We start from the raw sequence: 12,293 nt of genomic DNA, 5'->3' as shown, positions 1-12,293 counted from the left end.
CGGTGAACCTACCGGAAGGCGATCAAGGGACCGCGAAGCCGTTCTGCCGCCAGGCTTCGTAGATCGTGATCGCCGCGGTGTTGGCCAGGTTCAGCGACCGGCTGGTCGGCAGCATCGGCAGCCGCACGCGGTCGGTCACCTCCGGCGCCTGCTGGACGTCCGCGGGCAACCCCACGGACTCCGGCCCGAACATCAGCACGTCGCCGGGCGCGTACGCGACGTCCGTGTACAGCCGCGTCGCCGACGCGCTGAACGCGTAGACCTTCGCCGGCAGCAAGGCTTCCCACGCCGCCGGGAGGCCGGCGTGGACCCGCACCCGCGCCAGGTCGTGGTAGTCGAGCCCGGCGCGGCGCAGCTGCTTGTCCTCGAGGGTGAACCCGAGCGGCTCCACGAGGTGCAGTTCGCAGCCGGTGTTGGCGGCGAGCCGGATCGCGTTGCCCGTGTTCGGGGGGATTTCGGGGTGGTAGAAGAGGATGCGGAACACGGCTCAGTCCCCGAGGAGCGTCGCGTACACCTTGCGGACGGCGTCCGGGGGCGCCGCGGGCCGCAGGGTGGCCGGGTCGATGAACACGTACCGGATGTTCGCCGCCAGCAGCAGCGTGGCGGCGCGGTGGATCTCGAAGTCGAAGACCAGCGACGTCGTGCCGAGGTGGTTCAGGTACTGGGAGACGACCAGTTCCTCGTCGTACCGGGCGGGGGCGCGGAACTTGAGGTTGGCCTCCGCGACCACGATGTCCGTGCCGTGGGCGAGGAACTCGTCGTGCGAGCCGAACAGGGCCTTCTCCGCCTCGAAGGCGCACATGTCCACATAGGCCAGGTAGTGGGCGTTGAAGACGATGCCCTGCCCGTCGCATTCGTGGTAGCGCACGCGCAGCGGCATCGCGACGATCGGGCGGCGGGGTTCGGTCACGGCCTCAATCTAGCCGAACGTGATGTCCGGGTAGCGCGGTGACGGCCCGTCGAACAGGTGCCGGTCGACGCCGCGCAGGTGCAGGTCGAAGAACGCGGCGACGTAGTCGCGTTGCGCGGTCAGCGACCGCTGCGGGTCGACCGTCCCGACGACCGCCGCGGCCCGCTCCGGCGTGACGAGCCCGGCCGGCTCAGGAACGGCCGGTCGAGGCCCCGCCGCACGACGTCGCCGGGCAGGTAGGGATCCGGCGACGGTGGCCCGAAGCCCCACCCCATCGCGCCGCCCGAGGTTGATCCCGGCGTCGATCCGCCGGTCGGTCACCATCGTCTCGCCCGCGGTGAACCCGCCGTAGGAGTGGCCGGCCATGCCGACGCGGCGGAGGTCGAGCGCCGCGCCGAGGCCGCGGGGGAGCGGCTTGCCGTCGGCGTCCGCCCGCACTCCGCGGGCCAGGGTGCCGAGCACGGATTTCGTGTCCGCGACGCGGGCGTCGAGCGCCTTCTTCTTGTCCGCCGGGGAACTCGACGGCGGCCGCTTCGTGGGTGTGCGACACGCGGGCACCTCCCCCCGGGCCTGGCGGCGCGTCGCCGTCCAGTCGACCGAGCCGCGCGGCAGCCCGGGGAAGTCCGGCGACGCGGCCTGCTCCTCGATCGCGGCAGCCACTGCACCGGGCAGCCACTGCTCCCGCGGCGCGGACCCGGTGAACCGCACGGGGTAGTCGACGTGACCATCAGCTCGCGCCGCTGGGCGGGCACCCACGGATCGGCCCGGCGGGGGTCGACGAGGTGCAGGGCCGTGGTGCCGACCCGGTACGGGCCGGTCAGCTCCGGCAGGGTGACGGACAGGGTCGCGGCGGCGGCCGGCGCGGCAGCCGCGGTGACGGCGGCGAGCGCGAGCCCGGCGGCGAACGCCCGGCGCTTTCCGGACAAGGTGATCCCCCTCGTGTGTCGGTCTCCGTCCAGCCTGGCGAAGACGAGCGGCCGGTGCCTCCCACCGGCGAGGGAGGCCGGGGCGTCCGGAAGTCGGGTTCAGCCGTGCAGGGCGCGGTACGCGGCGGCCGCGCCGGGTTGCAGGGGGACCGGTTGGGTGCCGATCAGGGTGCGGACGTCGAGGAACTGCGTGCCGACCGCTTCCGCGGGTACCAGGGCGGTGGCGCGCTCCACGAGCAGGCGGACCACCGCGGCGGCGACGTCGTCGGGCAGGGCGGGGGAGCAGACGAGGAGGTTCGCCACGCCGATCGTGCCCAGCGCGGACACCCCGCGGTACGCGCCGTCGGGCACCTGGACCTGGTCGTAGACCGGGCCGTACGCCGCGCGCAGGGCCGGGACCACCGAATCGAGGGGCAGCAGCGCGATCGGTGTCGTGCGGGTGAGGTCGGCGAGCTTCGGCGTCGGGACCCCGCCGGACCACAGCATGGCGTCGATCCGGCGGGCGGCGAGTGCGCGGACCGCGTCGTCGAACAGCAGGTGCCGGGCGTCGACCGGGACGCCCGCCTTCGCGAAGAGACGCTCGCCGAGCTGGGCCGCGCCGGACCCGCCCGCGCCCAGCGACACCGGGCGGCCCGCCAGGTCGGCGAGGCGGCGCACCGGCCCGTCCGCCCGCACGACGAGCTGCAGGTAGTTCTCGTACACCCGGCCCAGCGCGAGCAGCGGCACCTTCTCGCCGAACGGCGGCCCCCCGCCGAGCGCCGTCTGGGCGACGTCGGCGAGCACCAGCCCGAGGTCGGCCCGGCCCTCGCGCACCAGGCCGACGTTGGCGACGCTCGCCTCGGTGGGCACGGCCGTGGCGTGCAGCCGCGGTTCCGCACCGTTCAGCTCGGCCGCGAGCAGCTCCGCGAACGCCAGGTAGAAGCCGCCGCGTTCGCCGGCGGCGATGGTGACCGGCCGCTCCGGGCCGGGGTAGCCCGACGTCGAGCACCCGGCCAGCGCGAGGCCGAGGCCGCCGAGCAGGGCGGTGCGGCGGGTGAGCGTCATCCCGGCTCCTCCTGCAGCGGCAGCGTGACGCGGACTTCGAGGCCGCGCGGCTCGGCCTGCCGCAGTTCCAGGACCCCGCCCCGGGTGCGGACCTGCTGGTGCGCGATGGCCAGCCCGAGCCCGGTGCCGCGCGGGGCGCCTTCGCCGCCGGCGCGCCAGAACCGCTCGGTCGCCCGTGCCCGGTCCTCAGTGGACAGACCGGGTCCGTCGTCCCGGACGACGAGCGTCGCGGTCTCCGGGCCGGCGCCCCAGTCCGTGGTGATCGTCGCGCCGCGGCCGGCGTAGTGGACGGCGTTGTCCAGCAGCACGTCGAGGATCTGGGCGAGCTCGCCTTCCGGGCAGCGCACGGTCACCGGCTCGTCGTGCCCCGGGGGCGGCAGCAGCGCGGCCCCCGCGTCTTCGGCGGCGGGCCGCCAGGCGTCGACGCGCTCGGCGAGCACGGACGCGAGGTCGCAGGCTTCGCCGGCGCCCCCGGCCGCGACCCGGGTCGCCGTGCTCTCGGCCAGTGCGAGCGCCAGCAAGCCGTCCAGGAGCTTTTCGAGGCGCTCGACCTCGGCGACGGTGGCCCGGTAGGTGGCGTCGCCGCCCTCGACCCGGCCGGCCAGGGAGTCGACGCGCAGCCGCAGCGCCGCCATCGGGTTGCGCAGCTGGTGGGAGGCGTCGGCCACCAGCCGGTGCTGCTGTTCGGCCGCTTCGAGCACGGCCTCGGACATCCGGTTGAGCTCCCCGGCCAGGGTTCGCAGCTCGCGGGGCCCGGTGCGTTCCGGGACGTGCGCGCGGTGCCCGGCGGCGACGGCCAGCACCCCGGTCTCCAGCTCGTGCAGCGGCCGCACCATCCACCGGGCCAGCACCACGGCGAGCAGCACGAACACCACCGCGACCAGCAGGGCGCCGGCGCCGATGGTGCCCCAGCGGGTGGCGACGTCCGCGGCGGCCGCCGTCACCGACGCCCGCAGCACGACCACGCCGGAGACGCGGGTGCCGGTGCCGACCGGGCGGGCGAAGTACGCCGGCTCGGCCGACCACGGGCTCAGCCGGTCGGCCCGCGGCGCCGGCTCGTTGCGCATCGTGGCCTCCACCAGCGCGTGCACCGCCGGGTCCGCCGCGGTCAGCCCGCCCGCCTGCACCAGCGGGACGCGCCGGGCGTCGACGATGACCACGCCTTCGCCGTACAGCTCGGCGTAGCGCGCCGCGTCGGCCGCGAGGGCCGCCGGGTCGCGCGTGTCGACGGCCTGCTGGGCGAGCACGACGAACCGGTCGACGTCGGCGGTGCGGGAGATGACGAGCTGCTGGGTGCGCTGCTCGGCGGTCGCGGTCAGCAGCGGCACGGCGAACGCGGCGACCACCGCGAGCGCCAGGGCGACCAGGACCACCAGGAGCCGGGTGCGCACGGGTCAGCCCCGGCCGAGCCGGTAGCCGAAGCCGCGGATGGTGGTGAGCAGGCCCGGCCGGTCGAGCTTCGCGCGCAGCTGCGTCAGGTGGACGTCGAGGGAGCGCGAAACCGCGAGGTAGGCGTCGCCCCAGACCTCGTCCATCAGCTGCTGGCGGCTCACCGCGGTGCCGGGGCGCGCGGCGAGCACGGCCAGGATCTCGAACTCCTTGGTCGTCAGCCCGGCGTCGCGCCCGGCGACCAGGACCCGGCGGGCGCCGAGGTCGATCTCGACGTCCTCGACGCGCACGACGTCGCCGGCCGGAGCCTCGCGGGCCACCGCGCGCCGCACGACGGCGTCCATCCGGGCGAGCAGCTCGGCCAGCCGCACCGGTTTGGTCAGGTAGTCGTCCGCGCCCAGGCGCAGGCCGCGCACGACCGAGCGCTCGTCGCCGCGCGCGGTCAGCACAATCACCGGCACCGGGGAGACCGCCCGGATCTTGCGGAGGACGTCGAGCCCGTCGAGGTCGGGCAGGCCCAGGTCGAGCAGGACGAGGTCGGCTTCGCGGTGGTGGTGCAGCGCGTCGGCCCCGCGCCCGACGCTGGTGACGGGATGACCGCGCGCGTGCAGCGACTCGGCGAGCGCGCCGGCGACACCCGCGTCGTCTTCGACGAGGAGCACGCGCACGGCCATCCCCTTCTCAGCGTTCGCCCGCGCCCACCGGTTCGGGCCGCGCCTCCAGCTCGGAGCTCTTCGAGGTTTCCCGCATTGTGCCGTAGACGATCAGGGAAACCAGGACGCAGCCCGCGACGTACCAGAAGAACACCGACTCGTGCCCGGCGCTCTTCAGCGCCTGCGCGATGAGCTCGGCGGTGCCGCCGAAGATCGCGACGGTCAGGGCGTAGGGCAGGCCGACGCCGATGGCGCGGATCTTCGTCGGGAACAGCTCGGCCTTCACGATCGCGTTGATCGACGTGTAGCCCGCCACGACGACGAGCCCCGCCAGGACGAGGAAGAACGCGCCGACCGGGTTCCGGGTCGAGCCCATGACCGTCATGATCGGGACGGTCAGCAGCGTGCCGGCGATGCCGAAGAACAGCAGCAGCGGGCGGCGGCCGATCCGGTCGGACAGCCTCCCCGCGAGGGGCTGCAGGATCGCCGCGAGCAGGATCGCCGAGAACAGGATGATGGTGACCGTCCGCCGCGGGATGTGGGCGGTGTTCTCGAGGAACTTCTGGCTGTAGGTGGCGAAGGTGTAGAAGGCCACCGTGCCGCCGAGGGTCAGGCCGACGACGAGCGCGATCTCCTTGGGGTACTTGGCGAGCGCGCGCAGCGTGCCGCGTTCGCCGGTCGCGGCGCTCTCGTCCGCTTCGCGCCGGTAGCTCTCCGACTCGTCCATCCCGCGGCGCAGCCACATGACGCTGAGCGCGGCCACCGTGCCGACGCCGAACGCGATCCGCCAGCCCCACGACGTGAGCTGCTGCTCGGTGAGCAGGCCCTGCAGGATCAGCTGGAGCCCCAGGGCCAGCAGCTGGCCGCCGTAGAGCGTCACGTACTGGAAGCTGGAGTAGAAGCCGCGCTTGCCGGGAGTGGCCACTTCCGACAGGTACGTCGCCGACGTGGAGTACTCGCCGCCGACCGACAGGCCCTGGATCAGCCGGGCCACCAGCAGCAGGATCGGCGCCGCGAGCCCGATCGTGTGATAGCTCGGGGTCACGGCGATGAGCAGCGAGCCGCCCGCCATGAGCGTGACCGACAGCACCAGCGCGCTGCGGCGGCCGAAGCGGTCGGCGAAGCGGCCGAGCATCCAGCCGCCGAGCGGGCGCATGAGGAACCCGACCGCGAACACGGCGGCGGTGCCGAGGAAGGCGGCCGTCGTGTCGGTCGTGGGGAAGAAGGATTTGGCGAAGTAGGTGGTGAACGCCGCGTAGGCGTACCAGTCGTACCACTCGACCAAGTTGCCGATGGAGCCGCGCAGCACGTTGCCGATCACGCGTTTCTCGCTGACGGCCCCCGTCGCGGCGCCGTTGATCCGGGTTGTCATCGTCGACCTCCTGTGTTGCGACTCACGGTGACCAACCAGCGGGTAACCAGCAAGGTCGGGAGGCAGTTCCTAACACCCGCTTAGGACGGTCGCGGCGACCCCGGGCGCGGGTGCGCGACCCGGCGGCGCTGCCGATAACCTCGTGCGCGACAGCAGCGCGCGGTTCACGAAGAGGGAGAACACTGTGGGACGGTCGGTCTTGGTCACCGGGGGCAACCGGGGCATCGGTCTGGCGATCGCCCGGGACCTCGCCGAGCAGGGGCACCAGGTCGCCGTCACGCACCGTGGTTCGGGTGCGCCGGACGGGCTCTTCGGGGTCCGGGCGGACGTCACCGACACCGAGCAGATCGACGCGGCGTTCAAGCTCGTCGAGGAGCACCAGGGCCCGGTCGAGGTGCTCGTGTCCAACGCGGGGCTGACCGACGACACGCTGCTGATGCGGATGAGCGACGAGCAGTTCGAGCGCGTGATCAACGCCAACCTCACCGGCGCCTACCGCGTCGCCAAGCGCGCCTCGCGCGGCATGCTGCGCGGCAAGTGGGGCCGGTTCGTCTTCATCTCGTCGGTGGTCGCGCTGTCCGGCTCGGCCGGCCAGGCGAACTACGCGGCGTCGAAGGCCGGGCTGGTCGGCTTCGCCCGTTCGCTGGCGCGGGAGCTCGGCTCGCGCAACATCACCTCGAACGTCGTCGCCCCCGGGTTCGTGCACACCGACATGACCGACGAGCTGCCCGAGGACCGCAAGAAGGAGATCCTCGCGCAGGTGCCCGCCGGCCGGTACGCCGAGCCGTCGGAGATCGCCGCCGCCGTCCGCTACCTCGCCTCGGACGAGGCCGGCTACGTCAACGGCGCGGTGCTGCCGATCGACGGCGGCCTCGGCCTCGGCCACTGACCCACCCGTTCACCGCACCAAGACATGGAGGACCCGTGCCCGGACTGCTCGAAGGCAAGCGCCTGCTGATCACCGGCATCATCACCGACGCCTCGCTCGCCTTCCACGCGGCCAAGATCGCGCAGCAGGAGGGGGCGCAGGTGGTGCTCACCGGCTTCGGCCGGATGTCGCTGGTCAAGACCATCGCGAAGCGGCTGCCCAAGCCGGCGCCGGTGCTCGAGCTCGACGTCACGAACCAGGAGCACCTCGACAGCCTCGCCGACCGGATCCGCGAGCACGTCGACGGCCTCGACGGCGTGCTGCACTCGATCGGGTTCGCCCCCCAGAGCTGCCTCGGCGCGCCGTTCCTCGACGCGCCGGCCGAGGACGTCAAGACCGCCGTGGACGTCTCGGCGTACTCGTTCATGTCGCTGTCGAGGGCGTGCCTGCCGCTGCTGGGCCGCGGTTCGTCGATCGTCGGCATGGACTTCGACGCGCGCGTCGCGTGGCCGGTCTACAACTGGATGGGCGTCGCGAAGGCCGCGCTGGAGTCGGTCAACCGGTACCTGGCCAAGGAGCTCGGCCCGCAGGGCATCCGCGTCAACCTGGTCAGCGCGGGCCCGATGAAGACCATGGCCGCGAAGTCGATCCCGGGCTTCTCCGACCTCGAAGACGGCTGGGGCGACCGCGCGCCGCTCGGCTGGGACAGCTCGGACCCGGACCCGACGGCGAAGAGCGTCTGCGCGCTGCTGTCGGACTGGCTCCCGGCCACCACCGGCTCGATGATCATGGTCGACGGCGGGGTCCACGCCCTCGGCATCTGAGCCTCACGCGAGCACGGGTTCGCGGTTGTCGTTCCGCTGGACGACGGCCGCGGCCGTGAGCGCCGCGAGGGTCGCCGCGCCGAGGGCCATGCCGGTCCAGGCGACGCTCGGGAAGCCGAGCCCGGCGTCGATCGCGACGCCGCCGAGCCACGGCCCGATCGTGTTCCCGACGTTGAAGGCCGCCGTCGTGCTGGCGCCGACGAGCGTCGGCGCGTTCCCGGCCACCGCGTACGTGCGGACGTTCAGCGCCGGGTTGGCGCCGAACCCGGCGGCCCCGAAGACGAGCACGGCCGCCACGGCGACCACCGGGTCGGTCGTGAGGGCCAGGACGAGCAGTGACACCAAGGCGAGCGCGACGCAGCCGTAGAGCGTGGCGAACGGGCGCCGGTCGGCCAGGCGCCCGCCGGCCGTGATGCCGATGAGCGCGCCGACGCCGAAGAGGGCGAGCACCCCCGGCACCCACTCCGCAGGCAGGCCGTCGGTCTCGGTCAGCAGCGGCGCGAGGTAGCTGAACGCGGCGAAGATCATGGCCTGGCACAGGGCGATCACGCCGAGCGCGAGCCAGACCCGCCCGCGCCGGTACAGCCGCAGCTCGGTGCGGACGCTCATCCCGCCGCCGGTCGTCTCCGGCACCAGCGCGGCCACCCCGGCCGCCGCCAGCAGCGTCACCGCGGCGACCGCCCAGAACGCCGTCCGCCAGCCCGCGTGCTGGCCGATGACCGTCCCCGCCGGGACGCCGGCGATGTTGGCCACGGTCAGCCCGCCGACGAGCACCGCCATCGCGCGGCCGCGCCGCTCGACGGGCACCAGCGCGATCGTCGTCGCCACGGCGACGGCCCAGAAGCCCGCACAGGCGAGCGCGGCCACGACCCGCGTCGCGAACAGCAGCGCGTAGCCGTCGGCGAGCGCGCCGACGACGTGCGCTCCGAAGAAGACCGCGAGCAGCACCAGGAGCGTCCGGCGGCGGGGGAGCCGCAGCGTGCCGATCGCCAGCAGCGGTGCGCCGACGACCATGCCGACGGCGAAGGCGGAGATCAGCAGCCCGGTGTCGGGGATGCTCACCCCGAGGTCGGCGGCCATCCCGGGGAGCAGGCCGGTGATCATGAACTCGGACGTGCCCAGCGCGAACACGCTGAGCCCGAGGACGAAGACGGCCAGGGGCACGAGGTCCTCCATGGTTGTGGATCGGTCAGTTCAAAACTCGGGCAGGGGCCTGGGGGCGCGTATTCGGGGTGCGTCAGGCCGTGACGGCCGTAAGGGCGAGGTCGGCGACGGCGTGCATGGCCTCGCCGCTGGCGCCGCGGCGGGACATCACCCGCAGTCCGGAGATCGTGCTGAGCAGGAACTCCGCGACGTCGGCGGGTGCGCGGCCCGGCCGGAGACTGCCGTCGAGGACACCTTCCCGCGCGCACTCGGCGAGCAGGGCCAGCTGTTTCTCCGTGTCGTGCTTCAGGGCTTCCCCCACCTCGTCGTCCGGGGTGCCGAGTTCGGCGAGGGTGTTGACGACGAGGCAGCCGCGCCGGCCGTGCTCGAGTTCGTCGCCGATGAGGGCGTCGAACATCGCCGCGATCCGCTCCGCGGCCGTGCCCGGGCCGTCGAGGACGGCCTTCCGGTCGGCCAGCCCGCGGGCGCTGTAGTGCGCCAGTGTGCGCCGGAACAGGGCTTTCTTGCTCGTGAAGGTGTTGTAGACGCTGCTGCGCCCGAGCCCGGTCGCCGCGCACAGGTCCTGCGTCGACGTCGCCTCGTAGCCGTGGTCCCAGAACGCCTGCATCGCGCTCTCGACGGCGGCGGACTCGTCGAACTCCCGTGGCCTGGCCATGCCCGTCACCGTACCAGGGTTTTGGACTGCTCGATTCACAACCGGCCCCCGTCAGCGTGCGGGCCGCCACATCGGCAAGATGACGGGGTGGGATACGACGCGTTGCTGTGGCTCTCGTTCGGCGGTCCGGAAGGACCCGAGGACGTCATGCCGTTCCTCGAGAACGTCACCCGGGGCCGGGGGGTGCCGCGCGAGCGGCTCCTGGAGGTCGCCGAGCACTACCGCCACTTCGGGGGCGTCTCGCCGATCAACGAGCTGAACCGCGACGCGATGGCCGCCGTCGAGAAGCAGCTCGCGGCCGCCGGCATCGACCTGCCGGTCCACTTCGGCAACCGCAACTGGCACCCGATGGTCGAGGACACCCTGGCTTCGCTGACCGAGGCCGGCGCGAAGCGGGTCCTGGTCTTCCCCACGAGCGCGTACGGCGGCTACTCGGCGTGCCGCCAGTACGACGAGGACATCGAGCGCGCCCGCGCCGCGGTCGGCCCCGAGGCCCCCGAACTGGTGAAACTGCGTCAGTTCTTCGACCACCCGCTCTTCGTCTCGGCCGTCGCCGACGGCGTGCGCGCGGCGCACGCGTCCCTGGGCGACGTGCCCGGGATCCGGACGGTCTTCACGGCGCACTCGGTGCCGGACAGCGCGGACCTCGCCTCGGGCCCGCCGTCCGACGGCGGCCGCCGGTACTCGAAGCAGATCGCGGAGGCGGCCCGGCTCGTCGCGGCCGAGGCAGGGCTGGCGGAGTACGACGTCGTGTGGCAGTCGCGGTCCGGCCCGCCGCAGGTGCCGTGGCTGGAGCCGGACATCGTCGACCACCTCGACGCGATGCACGCCGAGGGCGTCCAGGCGGTGGTCGTCTCGCCGATCGGCTTCGTGTCGGACCACCTCGAGGTGATCTGGGACCTGGACAACGAGGCGGCGGAACGCGCGGCCGAGCACGGCATGGCGTTCGCCCGCGCGGCGACGGCCGGCAGCGACCCGAGGTTCGCGGAGCTGGTGGTGGAACTGGTCCGCGAGCACACGCACGGCGTGGCGCCGCGCAAGCTGTCGCCGTTCCCGGCGGCGGGCTGCACGGTCAACGGCGCGCCGTGCGCGGTGGGGTGCTGCGAACCGGCGAAGCGCCCGGCTCGCTGAGAGAGGTCTGCAGCAGGTTCGCCGACACCGCGAACCCGTGCCGTTCGTAGGCCCGGACGGCGCGGGTCGACGAGTGCACGGTGACCCGTTCCAGCCCGAGTTCCCGGGCCAGGCGCAGGGTTTCGCCGATCAGGAGGCCGCCGAGGCCGCTGTCGCGCGCCTCCGGCGTCACGTAGACCGACTGCACGTCCCCGCAGGCCCGGGAAACGGCCAGCGGGGTCGGCATCCGGGGGGTGACGGCGAGGAACGCCATCCCGACCACCTCGTCGTCCCGCACCAGCACCAGGCACCGGTGGGTGGCGGCGTTGTCGCGTGCCCAGCCGGCGAATTGCCGCACGAACCCGGCACGACCGGCGGCGGGGACGCCGTCCTGCTCGGCCACCCAGCGCCACCGGAGCGCGGCGACGGCGGGGAAATCGGCGGGACCGGCGGGGCGGATCTCGATCTTCGGCACGCCCGTCATCCTGGTGGGTCAGCCTTCGCGGGCCGTCTGTTCCCCGAAGACCCGGACCGCCTCGTTGACCGCCGCGCACCGCGCCGTCCGGACCGCGTCCGACAACGGCCGCAACGCCTGGGCCCGCAGCGTCGACGCCGAGGCCGACAGCGCGCCGCCCGGGTCGTCGGTCTGCGCGACCACGAGGATCGCCGCGATCTCCTCGGCCCGCTGCAGCACGCGCAGCGCGCGCCCGGGGGTGCCGGCCGGCCAGTCGACGTCCGGCCGGGACCGCAGGTGCGCCGACAGCTCCGCCCGCACGCCCGGCCGGTCGGAAGCGACGTCGAGCGCCTGCAATGCGCCTGCGCTCGCGCGGATCGCGTCCGTCAGCCCGTGCTCGGCCTCGCCGAGGGCCACGTACTCCGGCGGTGCCGGCGCCGCCGTCGCGAGCGAGTAGACCGTCCAGCGCACCAGGCCTTCGGCGATCGGTTCCGGCACCAGCCCGAACCCGAGGTCGGCGAGCACCACGGCGTCGCCCGAGCGCAACGCCGCTTCGGTGAACGGCCCGCCGCCGCCGAGGCCGCGGACGTCGCCGGGCACGGGGAGCACCAGCCGGAAGGATTTCGCTCCCTGCGAACGCAGCGCCATCAGCAGCTGCACCGGGGTGGCCGCCCGGTTGAAGGCCAGGGGCAGGTCGAACGCCTCCGCCGCGGCCGCGTCGGCGGCGACCACGTCATGGGCCTCACCCCACGCGAGCAGGGCGTCGAGCACATCGTCGGAAGCGGCGGCTCCGTTCAGCCACGCGCTGGACCAGACGGCGAAGGTCGCACTGGGACGGCACACGACGCCCTATTTTACCGGTCCTTCCCGCGGTGCGGGAGCGCGCCCACGCTGGAGTCGCTCCACGTCGACGCACCGCCGATC

The 12,293-nt window shown here is 73.8% G+C and carries 14 protein-coding genes; 3 read left to right on the top strand and 11 right to left on the bottom strand.

The window, feature by feature from the left end; all coding sequences use genetic code 11:
• Positions 1–22 precede the first annotated feature (22 nt).
• The 7 genes from ACH54P_RS05720 to ACH54P_RS05690 all read right to left on the bottom strand — a co-directional run bounded on the left by ACH54P_RS05720 (position 23) and on the right by ACH54P_RS05690 (position 6,294).
• Positions 23–484 carry a tRNA (cytidine(34)-2'-O)-methyltransferase gene (locus ACH54P_RS05720; RefSeq protein WP_489911269.1) on the bottom strand — a complete coding sequence of 154 codons (462 nt, stop codon included), beginning with the start codon at positions 482–484 and terminating at the stop codon, positions 23–25.
• 3 nt (positions 485–487) lie between these two features.
• Positions 488–910: an acyl-CoA thioesterase gene (locus ACH54P_RS05715; protein ID WP_489911268.1), complete on the bottom strand. Its 423-nt coding sequence runs from the start codon at positions 908–910 to the stop codon at positions 488–490.
• Positions 911–919: 9 nt separating this feature from the next.
• The gene (locus ACH54P_RS05710; protein WP_489911267.1) at positions 920–1,618 is read right to left on the bottom strand and encodes a hypothetical protein; all 699 of its coding nucleotides are present in this window, start codon (positions 1,616–1,618) and stop codon (positions 920–922) included.
• Positions 1,619–1,935: 317 nt separating this feature from the next.
• Positions 1,936–2,880 (bottom strand): TAXI family TRAP transporter solute-binding subunit, encoded by a 945-nt coding sequence (locus tag ACH54P_RS05705; protein ID WP_489911266.1) that lies wholly within the window; start codon positions 2,878–2,880, stop codon positions 1,936–1,938.
• A complete protein-coding gene (locus tag ACH54P_RS05700; protein ID WP_489911265.1) occupies positions 2,877–4,271 on the bottom strand; it encodes a sensor histidine kinase in 1,395 nt (464 codons plus the stop codon). Before ACH54P_RS05700 ends, ACH54P_RS05705 begins: the two co-directional genes overlap by 4 nt.
• Positions 4,272–4,274: 3 nt before the next feature.
• On the bottom strand, positions 4,275–4,943 hold the full coding sequence (locus tag ACH54P_RS05695; protein WP_489911264.1) for a response regulator transcription factor: 669 nt from the start codon (positions 4,941–4,943) through the stop codon (positions 4,275–4,277).
• Positions 4,944–4,950: 7 nt separating this feature from the next.
• Complete coding sequence (locus ACH54P_RS05690; protein ID WP_489911263.1) at positions 4,951–6,294, bottom strand: MFS transporter; 1,344 nt, start codon at positions 6,292–6,294, stop codon at positions 4,951–4,953.
• Between the two features lie 184 nt (positions 6,295–6,478).
• Between ACH54P_RS05690 and fabG the strand changes: the two genes are divergently transcribed.
• Together fabG and fabI are read left to right on the top strand one after the other, a co-directional pair.
• Entirely contained in the window at positions 6,479–7,183 is a 705-nt protein-coding gene (gene fabG / locus ACH54P_RS05685) for a 3-oxoacyl-ACP reductase FabG (RefSeq protein WP_489911262.1), read from the top strand.
• 35 nt (positions 7,184–7,218) lie between these two features.
• A complete protein-coding gene (gene fabI, locus ACH54P_RS05680) occupies positions 7,219–7,986 on the top strand; it encodes an enoyl-ACP reductase FabI (protein ID WP_489911261.1) in 768 nt (255 codons plus the stop codon).
• Positions 7,987–7,989: 3 nt separating this feature from the next.
• Here fabI and ACH54P_RS05675 read toward each other — a convergent pair whose 3' ends face one another.
• Together ACH54P_RS05675 and ACH54P_RS05670 are read right to left on the bottom strand one after the other, a co-directional pair.
• The gene (locus ACH54P_RS05675; RefSeq protein ID WP_489911260.1) at positions 7,990–9,150 is read right to left on the bottom strand and encodes a Cmx/CmrA family chloramphenicol efflux MFS transporter; all 1,161 of its coding nucleotides are present in this window, start codon (positions 9,148–9,150) and stop codon (positions 7,990–7,992) included.
• Positions 9,151–9,223: 73 nt separating this feature from the next.
• Complete coding sequence (locus tag ACH54P_RS05670; RefSeq protein WP_489911259.1) at positions 9,224–9,805, bottom strand: TetR/AcrR family transcriptional regulator; 582 nt, start codon at positions 9,803–9,805, stop codon at positions 9,224–9,226.
• A gap of 87 nt (positions 9,806–9,892) precedes the next feature.
• On the opposite strand from ACH54P_RS05670, the gene ACH54P_RS05665 reads away from it, so the two are divergent.
• Positions 9,893–10,936, top strand: coding sequence for a ferrochelatase (locus ACH54P_RS05665; RefSeq protein WP_489911258.1), 1,044 nt, complete (start codon positions 9,893–9,895; stop codon positions 10,934–10,936).
• Here the strand turns inward: ACH54P_RS05665 and ACH54P_RS05660 are convergent.
• Both ACH54P_RS05660 and ACH54P_RS05655 read right to left on the bottom strand, forming a co-directional pair.
• Entirely contained in the window at positions 10,878–11,390 is a 513-nt protein-coding gene (locus tag ACH54P_RS05660; protein ID WP_489911257.1) for a GNAT family N-acetyltransferase, read from the bottom strand. The genes ACH54P_RS05665 and ACH54P_RS05660 overlap by 59 nt on opposite strands.
• Positions 11,391–11,408: 18 nt before the next feature.
• Positions 11,409–12,212, bottom strand: a complete 804-nt coding sequence (locus tag ACH54P_RS05655; RefSeq protein WP_489911256.1) for an Rv1486c family protein — start codon at positions 12,210–12,212, stop codon at positions 11,409–11,411.
• Positions 12,213–12,293: the final 81 nt, after the last annotated feature.

The organism is Amycolatopsis sp. N2S4-7, from assembly GCF_058119595.1.
Note: the sequence above shows the minus strand (reverse complement) of the source record. Positions and strands in the feature narration are given on the sequence as shown.